The sequence below is a fragment of the Pseudomonas sp. m6p genome (genome assembly GCF_055760375.1).
In genome coordinates this window covers 4,095,685-4,117,575 of sequence record NZ_CM147084.1, presented here as the reverse complement: position 1 = coordinate 4,117,575, position 21,891 = coordinate 4,095,685, and the positions used below count along the sequence as shown (strand labels likewise).

Here is a 21,891-nt window from a genome sequence, read left to right as displayed (position 1 = left end):
CATCACACCAACCCCGGCGCCTCCCGCACGATAAAGTGATCCAGGTTCTCGATGTTGGCACTGAACACCCCGAACGTCTGTTCGGGGTTCTTCTTGCTCGGCACCTGCTTCAACTCCGGCGTCACGCCATAGAAGAAACAGAACAACTCCTTATCACTGTCGATCGCGTGCTTGATCTCCTCCAGAAACGCCTTGCGCTTGCGGTAGTTGTCGATCAACTTCTTGCTCAAGTAAACGTTCACCGAATACGGCTTCTTCTTCGCCTCACCCGCCGGCTTGAACCAGACCTTCTGCTCGAAATCGATGCGAAAACTCTGGGTGTAATCCTTGATCTCCTTGATCTTGCCCCAGTAAATCAGCCCCTTGTTGTCCGTCAGATACTCGATCTTCTTGAAGAACGAGCCATAAGGCGCCGTGTGCTCGCCAATCTTCAACGACATGCGCTTGAGCAACTCCTTGTCGGCGAAGTTCGACACAAAACACTCCACCGGATGCGCAAACACACTGGTCTTGTCCGGCGCCGTCTCACGCCCCGGCGACTCCCTGGAACTCACCTGCGCCACCCGCACCGGATCATCCCGCAACACATCCGCCGCCCCCGCAGGCGCAGCCGGCTTGCGCAAATACTCACGCCGCGTCAGCAACAACTCCGACGGAAAATGCTCCTCCCGCCCGTCATCCACTTCGCCGTCCGCCGCCTCAACCCCGGACGCCGACGCCTTCAAACTCACATACGGACAACCCGCTACATGCTGCGTACCGGGCAGGTTCTTGAAGTGCGGCGTGCGAACGTAATTCACATTCTTGGCGTTGAACGTGCCCAACTCGTTGGAGGCATCAAACGCCAAACGACAGGCATCGTTGGGGCACTGGAATTGTTCCTTCGCAGAGTCGAAGGCCACCGTCTCATCGAAATTGAGATCGCGAACGTCATAGATCGACAACTTGTCGTCGAGGCTGAGGCAGTAGGCGAGATCGAATTTCATGGCAGGGCTCGGATCCTTGAGTGGGGGAGAGGTATTAATAGCGGGAGGCGCGGCGGGTTGCACTGATTGTTTTCAGGATGATGCAAAACCTGTGGGAGCCAGCCTGCTGACAATTCCAGGCATCAACTAGATTTCAATCCTCACCCCGCCACTGCGGGCAGCACATCACCCCTGTGGCGAGGGAGCTTGCTCCCGCTGGGCTGCGAAGCAGCCCTAAAACTGGCAAATGCAATGGGTTAGACAGATAGAATCATGAGCCTGGCGACTGCTCCGCAGTCGAGCGGGAGCAAGCTCCCTCGCCACAGAGTTTTGGCTCAGTTATTCACGCTTCAATCGTTTAACCCTCGCATACAGCGACTCGGTGAACTCTTTGCTGTCATTCGAGTGATGGCAGCGTCGATGACAGTTCGGGCAAAGCGCCACAGCGTTGCTGATTCGATCAGAGCCCTTATTCGCCAAATGCTTCACGTGATGAACTTCAAGGTAGGGCGAGTCATTTTTAGTGAACGGCGCCGGTTCACCGCACCCTTCACACATCCCTTTGGCTTTCTTACGAACCCAGGCTCTAACCTTTGGATCACGTATAAATGCAGTGCTTTGAGCGGGAGCGCGCTTCGGCTTCACAATCCCCTCAGGTTCGTCTTCAAGAGGCAGTTTCTCTAGCGCCAGAGCTCTCTGCTCTAGTGCTTCTTCATCCGCAGTCGGACCAGTTGGATCCCCAAGCGTGACCCCCTTTGCAATCAATACTGCTCGGATGGCTGGCTCGACGTTCGCCCCAACATTTCTGGCTGGCTTGTACCCTTTGATGTATTCCCTATGCATCCTCAAGAGAACAGCAGAGATGTTCTGCATACGGAATTCAACTGAGCCTTCGGTGCGGTTGTGCAAGGCAGTTGCACGCAGTAGGCGATTCTCATGTGCTTTGTTGAGTTTTTGGCCGGTTCGCTCAAGCTCAAACATTTTCAGATAAGCATCAACCGCCGCCTCAATCTCAACAGCAGTCCAATCAGTATCTTTTTTCTTGTCGCTCATAAAATCGCCGAGGGTTGAAAACCCTCGGACGATACTGAGTGGCCATCACAGCTGTCTACGAAAATTCCTACAGAAAACAGCGACGGATCCCGTGTGATCCTACAAACCCATGCTTAGCCCATCGAGTGCTTCGAGGACTGAAACACCTGCGTAATCCTCCGCCACCAGGGTTTCTCTAGAGAAGCTCGTCGTGGATTTTCATCGTTCAACAGAGAAGGCATATCCCGAAGCCGAATCCAGCCCTCATCCTGCCAATGCAGCAAACTCAAAGACATCTCCGGCCAATCCAACAAACTCAACATTGGCCGATTTGAATCTCCTGAATCCGCAGCATCCCGCAATGTCGGCACTACCTCGTTGGTCAGCCACTCGCGAAACAACCGATTCCCCGGAACGTAGTGATAAACCAACAGCGCGTACACCCCAGATTCACTGGGCATCAGATGCTGTTCAGGTTCTCGAAAGTACTCAATCCACATGACGCGGCGTTGATCGCTATCTAGCTTGTTGACCACCCGATCATTCAGGTGGAAGCCCATCAAACGGCCAACATCCCGGGCGGAGAACCATGGCTGGTTTTCGAGTAGAAGGGCATGCAGAGAAAGGTTGTGGCGAGAGAATACTGTTACCGAGCATGGATCAGACATATCTATGACCTCTACGTTTTGGATTTTGGGAGGACCTGACCCCAACGTAGAGCGGACTTAAGAAATCCCAACGAGCAGAGCAGTTGTCACCGACGAATCACACGTCTGTGTCACTGACCAAGCTTTCTACGTTGGGCGTTTCTTCGGCACCTGCGATAGAGCTTAGTAGTGCTTGTAGCGGGCTTCAATGGGACGCGGCTGTAAGTGCTGTAGGAGATTGAGCGCTGTGACGTAGGCGTAAAAAACGATTACCAACCGTCCATAAAAAAGCCCCGATCAGATCGGGGCTTTTCGCATTCTCGACTTGGCGACTCAAGCAGCAATCGTCAAATCGTGCCAAGCGAGACCATTAGTCCCAGCTCAACGCACCACCAGTTTGGTATTCGATCACACGAGTCTCAAAGAAATTCTTCTCTTTCTTCAAGTCCATAATCTCGCTCATCCAAGGGAACGGGTTGGTGGTCCCTGGATATTCCTCTTTCAAACCAATCTGCGACAAACGACGGTTAGCGATGAACTTCAGGTAGTCCTCCATCATCGCCGCGTTCATGCCCAGTACGCCGCGAGGCATGGTGTCGCGGGCGTATTCGATTTCCAGCTGCGTACCCTGCAGGATCATCTGGGTCGCTTCTTCCTTCATTTCGGCATCCCACAGGTGTGGGTTTTCGATTTTGATCTGGTTGATCACGTCGATGCCGAAGTTCAGGTGCATGGATTCGTCGCGCAGGATGTACTGGAACTGCTCGGCGACGCCGGTCATTTTGTTGCGGCGGCCCATGGAGAGGATCTGGGTGAAGCCGCAGTAGAAGAAGATGCCTTCCAGTACGCAGTAGTAGGCGATCAGGTTGCGCAGCAGTTCTTTGTCGGTGTCCGGGGTGCCGGTTTCGAACTTCGGATCGGAGATCGAACGGGTGTATTTCAGGCCCCAAGCTGCCTTTTTCGCGACCGACGGGATCTCGTGGTACATGTTGAAGATCTCGCCTTCATCCATGGCCAGTGATTCGATGCAGTACTGGTAGGCGTGGGTGTGGATCGCCTCTTCGAAGGCCTGGCGCAGGATGTACTGGCGGCATTCCGGGTTGGTGATCAGGCGGTACACGGCCAGCACCAGGTTGTTGGCAACCAGGGAGTCGGCGGTGGAGAAGAAGCCGAGGTTGCGCATCACGATGCGGCGCTCGTCGTCGGTCAGGCCTTCCGGGTTTTTCCAGAGGGCGATGTCGGCGGTCATGTTGACTTCTTGCGGCATCCAGTGGTTTGCGCAGCCGTCCAGGTACTTCTGCCAGGCCCAGTCGTACTTGAATGGCACGAGTTGGTTGAGGTCGGCGCGGCAGTTGATCATGCGCTTTTCGTCAACGGCGACGCGGGCGGAGGCGCCTTCGAGTTCGGCGAGGCCTTCGGCGACGTCGAGGGAATCCAGTGCAGCCTTGGCGCGGGCCACGGCGGCCGAGTCGTCGGCGGTCACGGCGCGAGCTTCCAGCGCTGCGGCACCGCCGGCGCTGTCGAGGCGGTCCATGTTGGCTTCAGTAGCGTGGCCGGCGTTGGCGCCTTTCACGGTTGCTACTTCACTGTCTTCTTTGTCGAATTCGTCCCAGCTCAGCATGACGTGTCGTCTCCTGCGTGAGGGCCTGTCGCCCCGTGTGAAACCTGATTGGTGGGTTTTTCACACGGTCGTACAGACCGCGTTGGATCTTAAGGAATCGTTTTTTGCGGCAGCCAAGGCAGGCAATAAAACAGAATTTTGTACGGGTTTCCGAGAGCCTCTGACGGGCGCAGATCAGCGTTGACGCTGCTGCGGGGCTTCAGAATGGCTTTTGCTCCCTGTAAGGGAATATTGCTGACCCGATTAGGGCGGCATTATAGGGAAAAAAACACGGCTGTGCTGAGGCGAATCCGCGCATGGCGCGGTCGAGGAGGCTGGTTTTTCGATGAGAGTGCGGGTTTACAGGGCTTTGCCGGGGATAGATTTTTTTTCGTAAAAATCTCGCGACTGTGGAATTGCTCAAAAAACGAACAAAAAAACCGGGTTTTCACTACATCTAGTGTTTTGCAAGCATTTTTGACGACTCCAGACACAACTGAGCCCGACCGAAGCCGGGCTGGAATCGACCCTCAAATGAGGCGCTGAGCGGTCCGATTCGGTGCAGTCTCGATCATCAATTGGTGCAGCCGTTACCCATCACGCTGTAGCGCAGGATGTGACGCTGACCCTTGGAGTCGTCGTACTCCATTTTCATCGGAACAACTTCGCAGACGTTTGGAACTTCGCTCATGGACACTACGTTGGCGATGTCCAGGTGGGTCGAGTAAGTGTATTCCTCGATAGCCGGTTGTTGCTGTGCGACATCAGTCGGGACCTCGTCTGCCATGGCGGTTGCGCACAGACTGCTGAGGGCCAGAACCAATAAAGCTTTCATTTCAGATTTACCTTTTTGAGGTCGAGTGGGGTCACGCAACCTTTTTAGGGTTGCGTGTGGAACTTCATCATTTGCAGTTATTACTTGAGAGCTGGATTAACGGCCTTCGTGGGGGCTGTAACGTTGTTAATCGCGTTTGCCTTGTCGGCGGAGTGGATTTTAGGCAGGTGGGGTGGGGGTAAACAGGTGGGGTTTTGATAAACACTTTTGGTGGTTTTGGTAACAATCCCGACAAAACACCGCCCAACCCTTGTAGGCGCTGCCGAAGGCTGCGATCTTTCGCCTTTGATTTTTGCAAAGCAAGATCAAAAGATCGCAGCTGCGGCAGCTCCTACAACCATCGTCGAATGGTTCTATGGGGCCGGCCCGGCTACAACGGGGTCATACAAAAACAACTATTCCACCGAGGTAAGAAAGATGAGTGCGGCTTCTCTGTATCCCGTTCGTCCCGAGGTTCTGGCCAATACGCTGACTGACGAGGCGACCTACAAAGCCATGTACCAGCAGTCGGTCGTCAACCCTGACGGTTTCTGGCGCGAGCAAGCCAAGCGCCTCGACTGGATCAAGCCTTTCACCACGGTGAAGCAGACTTCCTTCGACGATCACCATGTCGACATCAAATGGTTCGCCGACGGCACCCTGAACGTTTCCTACAACTGCCTCGACCGTCATCTGGCCGAGCGCGGCGACCAAGTCGCAATCATCTGGGAAGGCGACGATCCTTCCGAAAGCCGCAACATCACCTACCGCGAATTGCACGAGCAAGTGTGCAAACTGGCCAACGCCCTGCGTGGTCAGGACGTGCACCGTGGCGACGTGGTGACTATTTATATGCCGATGATCCCCGAAGCCGTGGTCGCCATGCTGGCCTGTACCCGGATCGGTGCGATTCACTCGGTGGTGTTCGGTGGCTTCTCGCCGGAAGCGCTGGCGGGGCGGATCATCGACTGCAAATCGAAAGTGGTGATCACCGCTGACGAAGGCATTCGTGCCGGCAAGAAGATCTCGCTGAAGGCCAATGTCGACGACGCGCTGACCAACCCGGAAACCAGCAGCATCCAGAAAGTCATCGTGTGCAAGCGCACCGGTGGCGACATCAAGTGGAACCAGCATCGCGACATCTGGTACGAAGATCTGATGAAAGTGGCGGGCACCGTCTGCGCGCCGAAAGAGATGGGCGCTGAAGAAGCGCTGTTCATCCTTTACACCTCGGGTTCGACCGGCAAGCCGAAGGGCGTGCAGCACACCACTGGCGGTTATCTGCTATACGCGGCAATGACCCACGAGCGCGTGTTCGACTACCGTCCGGGCGAAATCTACTGGTGCACCGCCGACGTCGGCTGGGTCACCGGTCACAGTTACATCGTCTACGGCCCGCTGGCCAATGGCGCGACCACCGTGCTGTTCGAAGGCGTGCCGAACTACCCGGACATCACCCGGGTGGCGAAGATCGTCGACAAGCACAAGGTCAACATCCTCTACACCGCACCGACCGCGATCCGCGCAATGATGGCTTCGGGTACCGCTGCTGTTGAGGGCGCGGATGGCAGCAGCCTGCGTCTGCTCGGTTCGGTGGGCGAGCCGATCAACCCGGAAGCCTGGGACTGGTACTACAAGAATGTCGGCAAGTCGCGTTGCCCGATCGTTGATACCTGGTGGCAGACCGAGACCGGCGGCAACATGATGAGCCCGCTGCCGGGGGCGCATGCACTGAAGCCGGGGTCGGCGGCACGTCCGTTCTTCGGTGTGGTGCCGGCGCTGGTCGACAACCTCGGCAACATTATCGAGGGCGAGGCCGAGGGCAATCTGGTGATTCTCGATTCGTGGCCGGGTCAGGCGCGCACGCTGTATGGCGACCATGACCGCTTCGTCGACACCTACTTCAAGACGTTCCGCGGCATGTACTTCACCGGTGACGGTGCGCGGCGTGACGCCGATGGTTACTACTGGATCACCGGGCGCGTGGACGACGTGCTCAACGTCTCCGGCCACCGCATGGGTACCGCCGAGATCGAAAGCGCAATGGTCGCCCACCCGAAAGTCGCCGAGGCGGCGGTGGTCGGTGTGCCGCACGACATCAAGGGGCAGGGTATTTATGTCTACGTCACCCTGAAGAATGGCGAAGAGCCGAGCGAGCAACTGCGCCTGGAACTGAAGAACTGGGTGCGCAAAGAGATCGGCCCGATTGCTTCGCCGGATGTGATCCAGTGGGCGCCGGGGCTGCCGAAGACCCGTTCGGGCAAGATCATGCGGCGGATTCTGCGCAAGATCGCCACGGCGGAGTACGAAGGGCTGGGCGATATCTCGACCCTGGCGGATCCGAGTGTGGTGCAGCATTTGATTGATACGCACAAGACGATGAATGTGGCTTAAGTAGAACGTCTGAAAAGAACAAAGCCCCGTCCGGTGTATGCCGGGTGGGGCTTTTTTGTATCTGGAGTTTTTGTGGGGGCTGGGCTGGCCTCTTCGCGAGCAGGCTCGCTCCCACAGTTTGACTGAGTACCTTCAGACAAAATGCAGAACCCTGTGGGAGCGAGCCTGCTCGCGAAGGCAACTTGGCTGACGCCCGTGTAGCCCGCTGTCGGAACGCAGGTCCCACCCACCAATAATTATCGATCTCCCCCGTAAGACATTTCCCGCTGTTACCGCCTGCCTTCCACGTAACCGAATGTGTAACCGCCCGCGTCAAACCGGGGCAAAGGGAAACGCATCGCCCCGTTTTAGAGCCTCAAAATCCCCGGTGAAAAATAAGACCCAACGCTGCGCTTGCCGGATTAGAAGGGTTTGCGAATAATAGGCCCGCAATTTGCAGCATAGATCGGTTCACTGTCTTTCGCTCTTGCATGAATTTGCAAAGCTGTCAATGCGCTCAAGCGGGTTTCTCTGTGCATCTGTAATTAGTTGTCGCATTGAAGAAATATCGGCTTCGGGCCTGTCGTTAGAATGCCGATCACTCGCTCATCGTGGCTGACGTTGAAACCCCTGGTGGTTTCACCGGGAAATTTCCCACCGATGCTGCACCGCTTTCCCGATTCACCCATTCGCATATTGGGCTGTCGCTCACTCTGCCGTTTTTGCCCTTTACCGATGGAGTCCCAAGATGAAGAAACTTGTGCTGCTTGGCGCCCTGGCACTGTCCGTGCTGTCGCTGAATTCCTTCGCTGATGAAAAACCTCTGAAGATCGGTATCGAAGCGGCTTACCCTCCGTTCGCTTCCAAAGCGCCGGATGGCAGCATCGTCGGTTTCGACTACGACATCGGCAACGCCCTGTGTGAAGAAATGAAGGTCAAGTGCCAGTGGGTCGAGCAAGAGTTCGACGGTCTGATTCCGGCACTCAAAGTGCGCAAGATCGACGCGATCCTGTCGTCGATGTCGATCACCGAAGACCGCAAGAAATCCGTGGACTTCACCAACAAGTACTACAACACCCCGGCCCGTCTGGTCATGAAGCAAGGCACCGTTGTCAGCGACAACCTGTCTGAGCTCAAGGGCAAGAACATCGGCGTGCAACGTGGTTCGATCCATGAGCGTTTCGCCCGTGAAGTCCTGGCTCCGCTGGGTGCTGAGATCAAGCCATACGGTTCGCAGAACGAAATCTACCTCGACGTGGCCGCCGGTCGCCTCGACGGTACCGTGGCGGACGCCACCCTGCTGCAGGACGGCTTCCTGAACACTGACTCCGGCAAAGGCTTCGCCTTCGTGGGTCCGCAGTTCACCGACGTCAAATACTTCGGCGACGGCGTAGGTATCGCGGTACGCAAGGGCGACGCGCTGAAAGACAAGATCAACGCTGCGATCGCGGCTATCCGTGAAAACGGTAAATACAAAGCTATCCAGGACAAGTACTTCGCCTTCGATATCTACGGCAAGTAACACGTCTCTGCGACAAGTCAGAAATGGCGCAAGCAACAGGATCTCTGCGGTTTGCGCCATTTTTTCATCCCAACTTTCGAGGACCTGAATCATGTTGAAAGGCTACGGGGCTGTCATCCTCGATGGCGCATGGCTGACGCTTCAGCTCGCCTTGTCGTCCATGGCCCTGGCCATCGTTCTCGGGCTGATCGGAGTCGCGTTGCGCCTGTCGCCGATTCGCTGGCTGGCGTGGCTGGGCGATCTGTATTCCACGGTGATCCGCGGGATTCCCGACCTGGTGCTGATCCTGCTGATCTTCTATGGCGGTCAGGACTTGCTCAACCGCGTCGCGCCGATGCTTGGCTATGACGACTACATCGACCTGAACCCGCTGGCCGCCGGTATCGGCACGCTCGGTTTCATCTTCGGCGCCTACCTGTCGGAAACCTTCCGTGGCGCGTTCATGGCGATCCCCAAGGGCCAGGCCGAAGCGGGCATGGCGTACGGCATGAGCAGTTTTCAGGTGTTCTTCCGGGTGATGGTGCCGCAGATGATTCGCCTGGCGATTCCTGGCTTCACCAACAACTGGCTGGTGCTGACCAAGGCCACCGCGCTGATTTCGGTGGTCGGTCTGCAAGACATGATGTTCAAGGCCAAGCAGGCGGCAGACGCCACCCGCGAGCCTTTCACCTTCTTCCTCGCAGTGGCGGCGATGTACCTGGTGATCACCAGCGTCTCGTTGCTGGCGCTGCGTCACCTTGAGAAGCGCTACTCGGTAGGCGTAAGGGCGGCTGATCTATGATCTTCGACTACAACGTCATTTGGGAGGCCATGCCGCTGTACCTCGGCGGCCTGCTGACCACCCTCAAACTGCTCGCGTTGTCGCTGTTGTTCGGTCTGTTGGCGGCACTGCCGCTGGGCCTGATGCGCGTCTCCAAGAACCCGATCGTCAACGGCGCCGCGTGGCTCTACACCTACGTGATCCGCGGCACACCGATGCTGGTGCAGCTGTTCTTGATCTACTACGGTCTGGCGCAATTCGAAGCGGTACGTGAAAGCTTCATGTGGCCGTGGCTGTCCAGCGCGACGTTCTGTGCGTGCCTGGCCTTCGCGATCAACACCAGCGCCTACACCGCCGAAATCATCGCCGGCAGCCTCAAGGCCACGCCGAACGGCGAGATCGAAGCCGCCAAGGCGATGGGCATGTCGCGCTTCAAGATGTACAAGCGCATCCTGTTGCCATCGGCCTTGCGTCGGGCGCTGCCGCAATACAGCAACGAAGTGATCATGATGCTGCAGACCACCAGTCTGGCGTCCATCGTGACCCTGATCGACATCACCGGCGCGGCCCGTACCGTCAACGCGCAGTACTACCTGCCGTTCGAGGCGTACATCACCGCTGGCCTGTTCTACCTGTGCCTGACCTTCATTCTGGTGAAGCTGTTCAAGCTGGCCGAGCGTCGCTGGCTGAGCTACCTGGCCCCGCGGAAGCACTGATATGGAACGCATCGACCACGTATTGCCGTGGAGCCATCTGGGCAGCGAGCGCAAGATTTCGGTCTTCCGTTTCGGTCAGGGCGAGCGCAAGGCCTACATTCAGGCCAGCCTGCACGCTGATGAACTGCCGGGCATGCGCACCGCCTGGGAGCTGAAAAAGCGCCTTGGCGAACTCGAAGCCCAAGGCCTGCTCAACGGCGTGATCGAGCTGGTGCCGGTCGCCAACCCTCTGGGCCTCGGCCAATTGCTGCAAGGCAATCATCAGGGGCGTTTCGAGGCGGGCAGCGGCAAGAATTTCAACCGCGATTTCGTCGAGCTGAGCGCGCCGGTTGCAGCGGCGCTGGCCGAGCGTCTCGGTGACGATCCGCACGCCAACATTCGCCTGATCCGTCAGGCCATGGCTGATCATCTGGCGGCATTGCCCGAGGCGAGCAGCCAGTTGCAAGGCATGCAGCGCGTGTTGCTCAGCCATGCCTGCACCGCTGACGTGGTGCTGGACTTGCACTGCGATGCCGAAGCCGCGCTGCACATGTATGCACTGCCGCAACATTGGCCGCAGTGGCGTTCGCTGGCTGCGCACCTGAATGTGAAGGTCGGTCTGCTGGCGGAAGATTCCGGCGGCAGCTCCTTCGATGAAGCGTGCTCGTTGCCGTGGCTGCGCCTGTCGCGGCAGTTCCCGGACGCGCAGATTCCGCTGGCGTGCCTGGCGACGACTGTCGAGCTGGGCGGTCAGGCCAATACCGACCGCGTCGATGCGCTGGCCTGGGCCGAAGGCATTCTGGCGTTCCTCGCCGAGCAAGGCCTGATCACTGGCGAGTGGCCAAAACCGGCCAATGAACCGTGTGAAGGCATGCCGTTCGAAGGCACTGAATTACTGTTGGCGCCGCACCCCGGTGTGGTGAGTTTTCTGCGTAAACCCGGCGAGTGGGTTGAAGCCGGGGATGAGATTTTCGAAGTGATCGATCCTGTGTCCGATCGGGTCAGCACGGTGTGTGCTGGTACCTCCGGGGTGCTGTTTGCCATTGAACGGCTGCGCTATGCCCAACCCGGTTTCTGGCTGGCCAAGGTGGCGGGGCGCGAAGCGCTGCGTCACGGGCGCTTGCTCAACGACTGACTGTTTTTGTGAGAACCGACCGCATGTACAAACTTGAAGTCCAAGACCTGCATAAACGCTATGGCAGTCACGAAGTGCTCAAGGGCGTGTCCCTGAAAGCGGCAGCCGGCGATGTGATCAGCATCATCGGCTCCAGTGGCTCCGGCAAAAGTACTTTCCTGCGCTGCATCAACCTGCTTGAGCAGCCGCACGCGGGCAAGATCCTGCTCAACAACGAAGAGCTGAAGCTGGTGGCCAACAAAGACGGCGCGCTGAAAGCCGCTGACCCGAAACAGCTGCAGCGCATGCGTTCGCGCCTGTCGATGGTGTTCCAGCACTTCAATCTGTGGTCGCATATGACCGCGCTGGAAAACATCATGGAAGCGCCGGTCCACGTGCTGGGCGTGTCCAAGGCTGAAGCGCGCGAGAAGGCCGAGCACTACCTGAACAAGGTTGGCGTGGCCCATCGTAAAGACGCGTTCCCGGGGCACATGTCCGGTGGCGAGCAGCAGCGTGTGGCGATTGCCCGTGCGCTGGCGATGGAGCCGGAAGTGATGCTGTTCGACGAACCGACGTCGGCGCTCGATCCGGAACTGGTGGGCGACGTTCTGAAGGTGATGCAAGCGCTGGCTCAGGAAGGTCGCACCATGGTCGTGGTCACGCACGAGATGGGCTTCGCCCGTGAAGTGTCGAACCAGTTGGTGTTCCTGCACAAAGGTGTGGTGGAAGAGAGCGGCAACCCGCGCGAAGTGCTGGTCAATCCGCAATCGGAGCGTCTGCAGCAGTTCCTGTCGGGCAGCTTGAAGTAATCAGAGCTGCCGATATGCACCGGAATAGTGCATGCTTCGCAGCCTGAAGGCTGGCTCCAATCCCCTGTAGGAGCTGCCGAAGGCTGCGATCTTTTGCCCTTGCTTTTGAAATTCAAAAGATCGCAGCCTCGTTTCACTCGACAGCTCCTACAGTGGGCGCTGTGCAGGTTTCGAGATTTGCGTTCATTTACGGGCTAGCATTGGCCCATGCCTTCATCACCGTTCTTCGTTTCGGATTGCCCGCCCATGACTGCCCATCGAATTGGTTTCCTGATTTGGCCCAGCACTAAAGCTCTGACGCTGGCGCTGGCGGAGGAGGCCTTGCGTGTTGCTCAGCGGGTGCATCCGGAGGTGGTTTACGAACTGTCGTTCCTGCAGGCCGAAGCCAATCCTGAAGCGGCGGCCGACGGAGCCTGGCAACTGCCCGGCGAAGCCTGGACCGGCAAGCTGGAAAACTTCCAGAAACTGTTCCTGCTCGCCGACGAGCCGCCGACCACCCTGGCCCCGGCCCTCAGCAGCGCGCTCAAGCAACTGGTGCGTGCCGGCTGCGTGATCGGTGGTCTGTCGGCGGGTGTGTATCCGCTGGCGCAACTCGGTCTGCTCGACGGTTATCGTGCAGCCGTACACTGGCGCTGGCAGGACGATTTCGCTGAACGCTTCCCGAAAGTCATCGCCACCAGTCACCTGTTCGACTGGGACCGCGATCGCCTGACCGCGTGTGGCGGCATGTCGGTGCTGGATCTGCTGCTGGCGGTGCTGGCCCGTGATCATGGGGCCGAGCTGGCCGGTGCGGTGTCCGAAGAACTGGTGGTCGAGCGCATCCGCGAGGGCGGCGAACGCCAGCGCATTCCGCTGCAGAACCGCCTCGGTTCCAGCCATCCGAAGCTCACGCAAGCGGTGTTGCTGATGGAAGCCAACATCGAAGAACCGCTGACCACTGACGAAATCGCCCAGCACGTGTGCGTGTCCCGTCGCCAGTTGGAGCGGATCTTCAAGCAATACCTCAACCGCGTGCCGAGCCAGTACTACCTGGAATTGCGCCTGAACAAGGCCCGGCAGATGTTGATGCAGACCAGCAAGTCGATCATCCAGATCGGCCTGTCCTGCGGTTTCTCTTCCGGGCCGCATTTCTCCAGTGCCTACCGCAACTTCTTCGGCGCGACGCCGCGGGAAGATCGCAATCAGCGACGCAGCAGCAGTCCTTTCGAACTGTCGTCGGTGCCGCCAGAGCGCGGTTGATCCGCGTCCATTTCAGGGGTGGGCCGAGTGTTTCGCTGCGTCGACCCCGGCCTCTTTCATCTCTCTTCGTGGGTGTATCGGGTTGCCCGGTTGTTTCGGCGCGTGGGCGGTTGCCTGCGCTGGAAAAGTCCGCCCGGTAAAAACGGCTCTTCAGGGTGATGTGCGGTACATATATACCGCACTCGCCAATTCGTTCTCGGGTACAAATCAGCAAGCTGCCGCAAACGGCTGCGGCCAGTTAAACTGCGCCTTTGCGACGCTATATGTCGCATTGCCGTAAACCCGGGAAAATCCGGGGTTTGCGCTATAAGAAGTTGTCGCTTGGCGACAAGGCCGGGCTGAAAACTGTCCTTACAATCCCCCCATCGCTCGCCAGTTTCAGGCGGGTGTTCCTCTTCAGGAGACTCCGATGTCCGTTGAGCACGCTGCGGTAGAACGCGCTGATTTCGACCAGGTAATGGTTCCCAACTACGCGCCTGCCGCTTTTATTCCGGTGCGTGGCGCCGGTTCCCGCGTCTGGGACCAGAGCGGCCGCGAGCTGATCGACTTCGCCGGCGGGATTGCCGTTAACGTATTGGGCCATGCGCATCCGGCGCTGGTCGGTGCGCTGACCGAACAGGCGAACAAGCTGTGGCACGTGTCCAACGTGTTCACCAACGAGCCGGCCCTGCGCCTGGCGCACAAGCTGATCGACGCCACGTTCGCCGAGCGCGTGTTCTTCTGCAACTCCGGCGCCGAAGCCAACGAGGCTGCCTTCAAGCTGGCCCGTCGCGTGGCGTTCGACCGTTTCGGCAGCGAGAAGTACGAGATCATCGCTGCGCTCAACAGCTTCCACGGCCGTACCCTGTTCACCGTCAACGTCGGTGGCCAGTCGAAGTACTCCGACGGTTTCGGTCCGAAAATCACCGGCATCACCCACGTTCCTTACAATGACCTGGCCGCGCTGAAAGCGGCGGTGTCCGACAAGACCTGTGCGGTCGTGCTCGAACCGATCCAGGGCGAGGGCGGTGTACTGCCGGCCGAACTGGCTTACCTGCAAGGTGCCCGTGAACTGTGCGACGCGCACAACGCGCTGCTGGTGTTCGACGAAGTGCAGACCGGCATGGGCCGTACCGGCCATCTGTTCGCTTACCAGCACTACGGCGTGACCCCGGACATTCTGACCAGCGCCAAGAGCCTGGGCGGTGGTTTCCCGATCGCCGCGATGCTGACCACCGAAGCGCTGGCCAAGCATCTGGTGGTCGGTACCCACGGCACCACTTACGGCGGCAACCCGCTGGCGTGTTCGGTAGCCGAAGCGGTGATCGACGTGATCAACACCCCCGAGGTGCTGAACGGCGTCAACGCCAAGCACGACAAATTCAAGACCCGCCTGCAGCAGATTGGCGAGAAATACGGCCTGTTCACTCAGGTGCGTGGCCTCGGTCTGTTGATCGGTTGCGTGCTGAGCGATGCCTGGAAAGGCAAAGCCAAGGACATCTTCAACGCCGCTGAAAAAGAAGGCCTGATGATTCTGCAGGCCGGGCCGGACGTGATTCGTTTTGCCCCGAGCCTGGTGGTGGAAGACGCCGATATCGACGCCGGTCTCGACCGCTTCGAACGCGCCGCCGCCGCACTGACGCAAGCCTGATAGACCCTTCGGCGCCCGGGGATATCGGGCGTCGAACCCAATTTTGATACCGGGCGAGTTCCATTGTGGGAGCGAGCCTGCTCGCGAAGAGGGCGTGTCAGTCAACATTTTTGCTGACAGATAGACCGCTTTCGCGAGCAGGCTCGCTCCCACAGTATCCGGTGTTTTTTTCTGTGATTTTTATAAGAGAAAGGAGTGACACCATGCTGGTGATGCGCCCTGCGCAAATGGCTGATCTGGGCGAGGTACAGCGTCTGGCTGCGGACAGTCCGATTGGTGTCACTTCCTTGCCGGATGACGTGGAACGTCTGAGCGACAAGATCGCCGCGAGCGAAGCCTCGTTCGCTGCCGAAGTGAGTTTCAACGGCGAGGAGAGTTACTTCTTCGTTCTTGAAGACACCGCCACCGGCAAACTGGTCGGCTGCTCGGCCATTGTCGCCTCGGCCGGCTACTCGGAGCCGTTCTACAGCTTCCGCAACGAGACCTTCGTTCACGCCTCCCGTGAGCTGAAGATCCACAACAAGATCCACGTGCTTTCGCAATGCCACGACCTGACCGGCAACAGCTTGCTGACCAGTTTCTACGTGCAGCGTGAACTGGTGGGGTCGCCGTGGGCCGAGCTCAACTCCCGTGGTCGCCTGCTGTTCGTTGCCAGTCACCCGGAGCGTTTCGCCGATTCGGTGGTGACCGAGATTGTCGGCTACAGCGACGAGAACGGCGACTCGCCATTCTGGGATGCAATCGGCCGCAACTTCTTCGACCTCAACTACGCCGAAGCCGAGCGCCTGTGTGGCCTGAAGAGCCGCACGTTCCTCGCCGAGCTGATGCCGCATTACCCGATCTACGTGCCGCTGTTGCCGGATTCCGCTCAGGAAGCGATGGGCCAAGTGCACCCGCGTGCGCAGATCACCTTCGACATCCTGATGCGCGAAGGCTTCGAGACCGATCACTACATCGACATTTTCGACGGTGGCCCGACCCTGCATGCGCGTGTTTCGGGGATCCGTTCGATCGCCCAGAGCCGTGTGGTGCCGGTGAAGATCGGCGAACCGGTCAAAGGTGCCGGGCGCCAGTATCTGGTGGCCAACGCGCAGTTGCAGGATTACCGCGCGGTGCTGCTGGAACTCGATTACGCGCCGGGCAAACCGGTGACCCTGGATCTGGAAGCAGCCGAAGCCCTGGGCGTCGGTGAAGGTGCCAGCGTGCGCCTGGTGGCGGTTTAACGCCTTAGCGAGTTTCACGGGTGGCGAAGGCGGCCCGTTTGAGGAGATAGCATGATTGTTCGTCCCGTACGCAGCAGCGATTTATCCGCGCTGATCGACCTGGCCCGCAGCACCGGCACCGGCCTGACCACGTTGCCGGCCAACGAAGAACGCCTGACTCACCGGGTCGGCTGGGCCGAGAAGACCTTTCGCGGCGAAGCCGGCCGTGGCGATGCGGACTACCTGTTCGTGCTCGAAGACGACAACGGTCGCGTGGTGGGGATTTCCGCCATTGCCGGCGCGGTCGGTCTGCGTGAGCCGTGGTACAACTTCCGCGTCGGCCTGACCGTCAGCGCCTCGCAAGAACTGAACATTTATCGCGAGATTCCGACGCTGTTCCTCGCCAACGACCTGACCGGCAACTCCGAGCTGTGCTCGCTGTTCCTGCACGCCGATTACCGCACCGGCCTGAACGGCCGCATGCTGTCCAAGGCACGCATGCTGTTCATCGCCGAGTTTCCGGAACTGTTCGGCAACAAGATCATCGCCGAGATGCGCGGCGTCTCCGATGAGGCCGGTCGTTCGCCGTTCTGGGAAAGCCTCGGTCGGCACTTTTTCAAGATGGAATTCAGCCAGGCCGACTACCTGACCGGCGTCGGCAACAAGGCGTTCATCGCCGAACTGATGCCGAAATTCCCGCTGTACACCTGCTTCCTGTCGCCGGATGCGCGCAACGTCATCGGTCAGGTGCACCCGGACACCGAGCCGGCGCTGGCGATGCTCAAGAGCGAAGGTTTCAGCTATCAGGGCTACGTCGACATCTTCGATGCCGGCCCGGCCATCGAGTGCGAAACCAGCAAGATCCGCGCGGTGCGCGACAGCGAAGCGCTGGTGCTGGCGATCGGTACACCGGGCGATGACGCCACGCCGTTCATCATCCATAACCGCAAGCGCGAAGACTGCCGCATTACGGCTGCCCCGGCCCGCCTGGCCGCCGGCACGCTGGTGGTCGATCCGCTGACCGCCAAACGTCTTCAACTCAACGCCGGCGATCAAGTGCGCGCCGTGGCGTTGTCTGCTGCTCGGGAGTCGAAATAATGAATTCGCTATACATCGCAGGTGAATGGCTGGCCGGTCAGGGCGAAGCGTTCCAGTCGCTGAATCCGGTGACCCAGCAAGTGCTGTGGTCGGGGGAGGGCGCCACCGCCGCTCAGGTCGAGTCCGCCGTGCAGGCGGCGCGTCAGGCCTTTCCGGGTTGGGCACGGCGTTCGCTGGATGAGCGCATCAGCGTCCTCGAAGCCTTTGCCGCCGCCCTGAAAAACCACAGCGACGAACTGGCCCGCACCATCGGTGAGGAAACCGGCAAGCCCCTGTGGGAAGCCGCGACCGAAGTCACCAGCATGGTCAACAAGATTGCGATCTCGGTGCAGAGCTACCGCGAACGTACCGGCGAGAAGAGCGGCCCGCTGGGCGACGCCACCGCCGTGTTGCGCCACAAGCCGCACGGTGTGGTGGCGGTATTCGGCCCTTACAACTTCCCGGGCCACTTGCCGAACGGCCACATCGTGCCGGCGCTGCTGGCCGGTAACAGCGTGCTGTTCAAGCCAAGCGAGCTGACGCCGAAAGTCGCCGAGCTGACGGTCAAGTGCTGGATCGAAGCCGGTTTGCCGGCCGGCGTGTTGAACCTGCTGCAAGGCGCTCGCGAAACCGGTATCGCCCTGGCGGCGAACCCGGGCATCGACGGTCTGTTCTTCACCGGCTCGAGCCGCACCGGCAATCACCTGCACCAGCAGTTCGCCGGGCGTCCGGACAAGATCCTCGCGCTGGAAATGGGCGGCAACAATCCGCTGGTGGTCGATCAGGTCGCTGATCTGGACGCAGCCGTTTACACGATCATTCAGTCGGCCTTCATCTCTGCCGGCCAGCGCTGCACGTGCGCGCGTCGTCTGCTGGTGCCGCAAGGCGCGTGGGGCGACAGCCTGCTCAAGCGTCTGGTGGACGTCAGCGCGACCCTCGAAGTCGGTGCGTTCGATCAACAGCCGGCGCCGTTCATGGGCTCGGTGATTTCCCTTGGCGCGGCGAAAGCGCTGATGGATGCCCAGCAACATCTGCTGGCCAATGGCGCGGTATCGCTGCTGGCGATGACTCAGCCGCAAGCGCAATCGGCCTTGCTGACCCCGGGCATTCTTGATGTGACCGCCGTGGCCGAGCGTCCGGACGAAGAATTGTTCGGCCCGTTGCTGCAAGTGATCCGCTACGCCGATTTCGCTGCGGCGATCGCTGAGGCCAACGATACCGCTTATGGCCTGGCGGCTGGCTTGCTGTCGGATTCCGAAGATCGTTATCAGCAGTTCTGGCTGGAAAGCCGCGCCGGTATCGTCAACTGGAACAAACAACTGACCGGTGCCGCGAGCAGCGCGCCGTTCGGTGGTGTCGGCGCTTCGGGCAACCATCGCGCCAGTGCCTATTACGCGGCGGATTATTGCGCGTACCCGGTGGCCTCGCTGGAAACCCCGAGCCTGGTGTTGCCTGCGGCCCTGACGCCTGGCGTGAAAATGGTGTGATGCCTATTCGCGAGCAGGCTCGCTCCCACATTGGAATGCATTTCCCTGTGGGAGCGAGCCTGCTCGCGAAAGCCGCGACGCGGTCGCACTGAACAGTTAGTTACTGAAGCCTATAACAACAGATTCTCGTGGAGCCTCGCTGATGAAATCCTATGAAGTCAATTTTGACGGTCTAGTGGGGCCGACCCATAACTACGGCGGTCTGTCCTACGGCAACGTCGCGTCCCAGAGCAACAGCCAGCAGTCCTCGAACCCGAAGGAAGCGGCGCTGCAAGGCCTGGCGAAAATGAAAGCGCTGATGGAAATGGGCTTTCAGCAAGGCGTGCTGGCGCCGCAGGAGCGTCCGGACGTGGCCGCATTGCGCCGCCTGGGTTTCAGCGGCAGCGACGCGCAAGTGATCGAGCGCGCCGCAAAAGAAGCCATGCCGTTGCTGGTTGCCAGTTGCTCGGCGTCGAGCATGTGGGTGGCGAATGCCGCCACCGTCAGCCCGAGTGCCGACACCGCTGACGGTCGCGTGCACTTCACCGCCGCCAACCTCAACTGCAAATACCACCGCAGTATCGAACACCCGACCACCAGCCGCGTGCTCGGCGCGATGTTCGCCGATCAGCAGCACTTCGCCCATCACGCCGCGTTGCCGGCGGTGGCGCAATTCGGTGACGAAGGCGCGGCCAACCACACGCGCTTCTGCCGTGAGTACGGCGAGGCCGGTGTCGAGTTCTTCGTGTTCGGTCGCAGTGCGTTCGACACTCGCTACCCGGCGCCGCAAAAGTACCCGGCGCGCCAGACTCTGGAAGCGTCGCAAGCGGTGGCGCGTCTGCACGGTCTGCGTGACGAAGGCGTGGTTTACGCCCAGCAGAACCCGGCGGTGATCGACCAGGGCGTATTCCACAACGACGTGATCGCGGTGGGTAACGGCGAGGTGCTGTTCTATCACGAGGACGCGTTCCTCGACACCGAACAGATGCTGGCCGAGTTGCAGGGCAAACTGGCCAAGGTCGGCGGCCAGTTCCAGTCGATCTGCGTGCCGCGTTCGGCGGTCACCGTGGATGATGCGGTGCGTTCCTATCTGTTCAACAGCCAGCTGCTGTCGCGTCCGGATGGCTCGATGCTGCTGATCGTGCCGGAGGAATGCCGTGGCAACGAGCGCGTGTGGAACTACCTGCAAGGTCTGACCAGCTCCGGCGGCCTGATCCGCGAAGTCAAAGTCTTCGACCTCAAGCAAAGCATGCAGAACGGCGGTGGCCCGGCGTGCCTGCGACTGCGCGTCGCGCTCAACGAAACCGAGCTGGCAGCAGTCAACCCAGGGGTTATCATGACCGCACCGTTGTACGGTTCGTTGACCGCATGGGTTGAAAAGCACTACCGCGACCGCCTGAGCGAAACCGATCTGGCGGACCCGCAATTGCTGCTTGAATGCCGGACGGCACTGGATGAACTGACGCAAATCCTTAAACTGGGCGCGGTTTATCCATTCCAGATCAATTGATGGCCGGCGCGTCGTCTGAACGCGACGCGCGGCTTGTCTCCCCAAGAGAGTAAAAACATGAGCGATTCCCTGCAGCTGATCCTTGAAGACACCGACGGCACGCAACTGCAAACCTCGTGCACCCGCGTCGCGGTCATGTGGCAAGGCAAAGAGCTGTGGATCCAGCAGGACGGCCGTGGCCAGCTGCTGATCGGCGTGGACGTCGAGGAAGGTGACGAAGAGTACGCCAACCTGCTGCTGCGCCCACTGGCAACTAATCTGGTCAGTCTGCAACTGGAGATGGAACCGGCTGACGTCGGCGACGAAGACCACGTGCACGGCCCGGATTGCAACCACGATCACTAAGGAAACCGCTCTATGCTCGCCCTCGGCAAACTGCTTGAACTGACCCTCGCCGGCCGCGAACCGGCGGAGAAGACTCAACTGACTGTCGAAGGCGTGCGCATGCGCTGGCTGAGCGAGGGTGCGCTGGAAGTCCGGCCACCCGAAGCGCGCGACAATGGCCTGGACCTGCTGCTGTCGGCAGGTATCCACGGCAATGAAACAGCGCCGATCGAATTGCTCGACCGGCTGCTGCATGACATCGCTCGCGGCGATCTGAAACCGCGCGCACGCATTCTGTTCCTGTTCGGCAACCCGGAAGCGATTCGCAAGGGCGAGCGCTTCGTCGAGCAGGACGTCAATCGGCTGTTCAACGGCCGGCATGAACAAACCAGCGGTTCCGAAGCCATCCGCGCCTGCGAGCTGGAACGCCTGGCGGCGAGTTTCTTCAGCCTGCCGGACCGTCAGCGTCTGCACTACGACCTGCACACTGCGATTCGTGGTTCGAAGATCGAGCAGTTCGCCCTGTACCCGTGGAAAGAAGGACGTCAGCATTCGCGTCGCGAACTGGCGCGTCTGCGCGCCGCCGGGATGGAGGCGGTGCTGCTGCAGAACAAACCGTCGATCGTGTTCAGTTCCTACACCTACGACAAGCTCGGCGCCGAGGCTTTCACTCTTGAGCTGGGCAAGGCACGGCCATTCGGGCAGAACCAAGGGGTGGATGTCTCACGCCTGGAAACCCGCCTGAAGCAGATCATCGAAGGCAATGAGCCGGACCTGGCTGCACAGGGACTGGAGGGTTTGCAGCTGTTCAGCGTCGCCCGGGAAATCATCAAGCACAGCGATGCATTCCGCCTGAACCTGCCGGTGGACATCGAAAACTTTTCCGAACTGGATGTGGGTTATGTGCTGGCCGAAGATCTGGCCAATACCCGCTGGATCATCGAGGAAGAGGGCGCGCGGATCATCTTCCCTAATCCCAAGGTCAAGAACGGCTTGCGCGCGGGCATCCTGATCGTGCCGGCCACTGACGAACATCTCGCCTGATGCCGTCTCTGAGCTGACAGAAAGTCCTGTAGGAGCTGCCGAAGGCTGCGATCTTTAGATCTTGTTTT

The 21,891-nt window shown here is 59.6% G+C and carries 19 protein-coding genes; 14 read left to right on the top strand and 5 right to left on the bottom strand.

Annotation, left to right across the window (positions count from 1 at the left end; translation table 11 throughout):
- Window positions 1–2: 2 nt before the first annotated feature.
- From ACYZUM_RS18725 to ACYZUM_RS18705, 5 genes are all read right to left on the bottom strand, one after another.
- Window positions 3–986, bottom strand: coding sequence for a hypothetical protein (locus tag ACYZUM_RS18725; protein ID WP_473060993.1), 984 nt, complete (start codon window positions 984–986; stop codon window positions 3–5).
- 318 nt (window positions 987–1,304) lie between these two features.
- Entirely contained in the window at window positions 1,305–2,018 is a 714-nt protein-coding gene (locus ACYZUM_RS18720) for an HNH endonuclease (RefSeq protein WP_473060992.1), read from the bottom strand.
- A 113-nt stretch (window positions 2,019–2,131) separates the two neighbouring features.
- Entirely contained in the window at window positions 2,132–2,665 is a 534-nt protein-coding gene (locus ACYZUM_RS18715) for a BRO-N domain-containing protein (protein ID WP_473060991.1), read from the bottom strand.
- 349 nt (window positions 2,666–3,014) lie between these two features.
- A complete protein-coding gene (locus tag ACYZUM_RS18710) occupies window positions 3,015–4,265 on the bottom strand; it encodes a ribonucleotide-diphosphate reductase subunit beta (RefSeq protein WP_003227292.1) in 1,251 nt (416 codons plus the stop codon).
- 553 nt (window positions 4,266–4,818) lie between these two features.
- Entirely contained in the window at window positions 4,819–5,079 is a 261-nt protein-coding gene (locus ACYZUM_RS18705) for a DUF2790 domain-containing protein (protein ID WP_003227290.1), read from the bottom strand.
- A gap of 417 nt (window positions 5,080–5,496) precedes the next feature.
- Here ACYZUM_RS18705 and acs point away from each other — a divergent pair, with 417 nt between their 5' ends.
- The 14 genes from acs (at window position 5,497) to astE (ending at window position 21,823) form a co-directional block, all read left to right on the top strand.
- Window positions 5,497–7,452 (top strand): acetate--CoA ligase, encoded by a 1,956-nt coding sequence (acs, locus tag ACYZUM_RS18700; RefSeq protein ID WP_047295856.1) that lies wholly within the window; start codon window positions 5,497–5,499, stop codon window positions 7,450–7,452.
- Between the two features lie 727 nt (window positions 7,453–8,179).
- Complete coding sequence (locus ACYZUM_RS18695) at window positions 8,180–8,953, top strand: ABC transporter substrate-binding protein (RefSeq protein WP_027612633.1); 774 nt, start codon at window positions 8,180–8,182, stop codon at window positions 8,951–8,953.
- A 91-nt stretch (window positions 8,954–9,044) separates the two neighbouring features.
- Window positions 9,045–9,734, top strand: coding sequence for an ABC transporter permease (locus ACYZUM_RS18690; RefSeq protein WP_003227287.1), 690 nt, complete (start codon window positions 9,045–9,047; stop codon window positions 9,732–9,734).
- On the top strand, window positions 9,731–10,429 hold the full coding sequence (locus ACYZUM_RS18685) for an ABC transporter permease (RefSeq protein ID WP_041066510.1): 699 nt from the start codon (window positions 9,731–9,733) through the stop codon (window positions 10,427–10,429). The genes ACYZUM_RS18690 and ACYZUM_RS18685 overlap by 4 nt, the downstream gene beginning before the upstream one ends.
- Window position 10,430: 1 nt before the next feature.
- On the top strand, window positions 10,431–11,543 hold the full coding sequence (locus tag ACYZUM_RS18680; protein ID WP_473060990.1) for a M14 family metallopeptidase: 1,113 nt from the start codon (window positions 10,431–10,433) through the stop codon (window positions 11,541–11,543).
- Between the two features lie 23 nt (window positions 11,544–11,566).
- Window positions 11,567–12,331, top strand: a complete 765-nt coding sequence (locus tag ACYZUM_RS18675) for an ABC transporter ATP-binding protein (protein ID WP_003227281.1) — start codon at window positions 11,567–11,569, stop codon at window positions 12,329–12,331.
- A 246-nt stretch (window positions 12,332–12,577) separates the two neighbouring features.
- Window positions 12,578–13,570, top strand: coding sequence for a transcriptional regulator ArgR (gene argR, locus ACYZUM_RS18670; RefSeq protein WP_047295850.1), 993 nt, complete (start codon window positions 12,578–12,580; stop codon window positions 13,568–13,570).
- A 409-nt stretch (window positions 13,571–13,979) separates the two neighbouring features.
- On the top strand, window positions 13,980–15,200 hold the full coding sequence (locus tag ACYZUM_RS18665; RefSeq protein WP_047295848.1) for an aspartate aminotransferase family protein: 1,221 nt from the start codon (window positions 13,980–13,982) through the stop codon (window positions 15,198–15,200).
- Window positions 15,201–15,403: 203 nt separating this feature from the next.
- Window positions 15,404–16,423 carry an arginine/ornithine succinyltransferase subunit alpha gene (gene aruF / locus ACYZUM_RS18660; RefSeq protein WP_025112905.1) on the top strand — a complete coding sequence of 340 codons (1,020 nt, stop codon included), beginning with the start codon at window positions 15,404–15,406 and terminating at the stop codon, window positions 16,421–16,423.
- A gap of 51 nt (window positions 16,424–16,474) precedes the next feature.
- Entirely contained in the window at window positions 16,475–17,500 is a 1,026-nt protein-coding gene (gene astA, locus ACYZUM_RS18655; protein WP_027612638.1) for an arginine N-succinyltransferase, read from the top strand.
- Window positions 17,497–18,966 carry a succinylglutamate-semialdehyde dehydrogenase gene (gene astD / locus ACYZUM_RS18650; RefSeq protein ID WP_222019370.1) on the top strand — a complete coding sequence of 490 codons (1,470 nt, stop codon included), beginning with the start codon at window positions 17,497–17,499 and terminating at the stop codon, window positions 18,964–18,966. Before astA ends, astD begins: the two co-directional genes overlap by 4 nt.
- A gap of 142 nt (window positions 18,967–19,108) precedes the next feature.
- Window positions 19,109–20,455 carry an N-succinylarginine dihydrolase gene (gene astB, locus ACYZUM_RS18645; RefSeq protein ID WP_473060989.1) on the top strand — a complete coding sequence of 449 codons (1,347 nt, stop codon included), beginning with the start codon at window positions 19,109–19,111 and terminating at the stop codon, window positions 20,453–20,455.
- 57 nt (window positions 20,456–20,512) lie between these two features.
- Window positions 20,513–20,800, top strand: a complete 288-nt coding sequence (locus ACYZUM_RS18640) for a hypothetical protein (protein WP_041066534.1) — start codon at window positions 20,513–20,515, stop codon at window positions 20,798–20,800.
- Between the two features lie 12 nt (window positions 20,801–20,812).
- Window positions 20,813–21,823 (top strand): succinylglutamate desuccinylase, encoded by a 1,011-nt coding sequence (gene astE / locus ACYZUM_RS18635; RefSeq protein ID WP_473060988.1) that lies wholly within the window; start codon window positions 20,813–20,815, stop codon window positions 21,821–21,823.
- Window positions 21,824–21,891: the final 68 nt, after the last annotated feature.

What these genes read in the sequence shown, in the direction of transcription:
- ACYZUM_RS18685 (WP_041066510.1), top strand. Translation starts at nt 9,731, where the DNA reads ATGATCTTCGACTACAACGTCATTTGGGAGGCCATGCCGCTGTACCTC.
- ACYZUM_RS18640 (WP_041066534.1), top strand. Translation starts at nt 20,513, where the DNA reads ATGAGCGATTCCCTGCAGCTGATCCTTGAAGACACCGACGGCACGCAA.
- ACYZUM_RS18725 (WP_473060993.1), bottom strand. Translation starts at nt 986, where the DNA reads ATGAAATTCGATCTCGCCTACTGCCTCAGCCTCGACGACAAGTTGTCG.
- aruF (WP_025112905.1), top strand. Translation starts at nt 15,404, where the DNA reads ATGCTGGTGATGCGCCCTGCGCAAATGGCTGATCTGGGCGAGGTACAG.
- ACYZUM_RS18690 (WP_003227287.1), top strand. Translation starts at nt 9,045, where the DNA reads ATGTTGAAAGGCTACGGGGCTGTCATCCTCGATGGCGCATGGCTGACG.
- ACYZUM_RS18695 (WP_027612633.1), top strand. Translation starts at nt 8,180, where the DNA reads ATGAAGAAACTTGTGCTGCTTGGCGCCCTGGCACTGTCCGTGCTGTCG.
- ACYZUM_RS18720 (WP_473060992.1), bottom strand. Translation starts at nt 2,018, where the DNA reads ATGAGCGACAAGAAAAAAGATACTGATTGGACTGCTGTTGAGATTGAG.
- ACYZUM_RS18665 (WP_047295848.1), top strand. Translation starts at nt 13,980, where the DNA reads ATGTCCGTTGAGCACGCTGCGGTAGAACGCGCTGATTTCGACCAGGTA.
- acs (WP_047295856.1), top strand. Translation starts at nt 5,497, where the DNA reads ATGAGTGCGGCTTCTCTGTATCCCGTTCGTCCCGAGGTTCTGGCCAAT.
- argR (WP_047295850.1), top strand. Translation starts at nt 12,578, where the DNA reads ATGACTGCCCATCGAATTGGTTTCCTGATTTGGCCCAGCACTAAAGCT.
- ACYZUM_RS18705 (WP_003227290.1), bottom strand. Translation starts at nt 5,079, where the DNA reads ATGAAAGCTTTATTGGTTCTGGCCCTCAGCAGTCTGTGCGCAACCGCC.
- ACYZUM_RS18680 (WP_473060990.1), top strand. Translation starts at nt 10,431, where the DNA reads ATGGAACGCATCGACCACGTATTGCCGTGGAGCCATCTGGGCAGCGAG.
- ACYZUM_RS18675 (WP_003227281.1), top strand. Translation starts at nt 11,567, where the DNA reads ATGTACAAACTTGAAGTCCAAGACCTGCATAAACGCTATGGCAGTCAC.
- ACYZUM_RS18710 (WP_003227292.1), bottom strand. Translation starts at nt 4,265, where the DNA reads ATGCTGAGCTGGGACGAATTCGACAAAGAAGACAGTGAAGTAGCAACC.
- astE (WP_473060988.1), top strand. Translation starts at nt 20,813, where the DNA reads ATGCTCGCCCTCGGCAAACTGCTTGAACTGACCCTCGCCGGCCGCGAA.
- ACYZUM_RS18715 (WP_473060991.1), bottom strand. Translation starts at nt 2,665, where the DNA reads ATGTCTGATCCATGCTCGGTAACAGTATTCTCTCGCCACAACCTTTCT.
- astA (WP_027612638.1), top strand. Translation starts at nt 16,475, where the DNA reads ATGATTGTTCGTCCCGTACGCAGCAGCGATTTATCCGCGCTGATCGAC.
- astB (WP_473060989.1), top strand. Translation starts at nt 19,109, where the DNA reads ATGAAATCCTATGAAGTCAATTTTGACGGTCTAGTGGGGCCGACCCAT.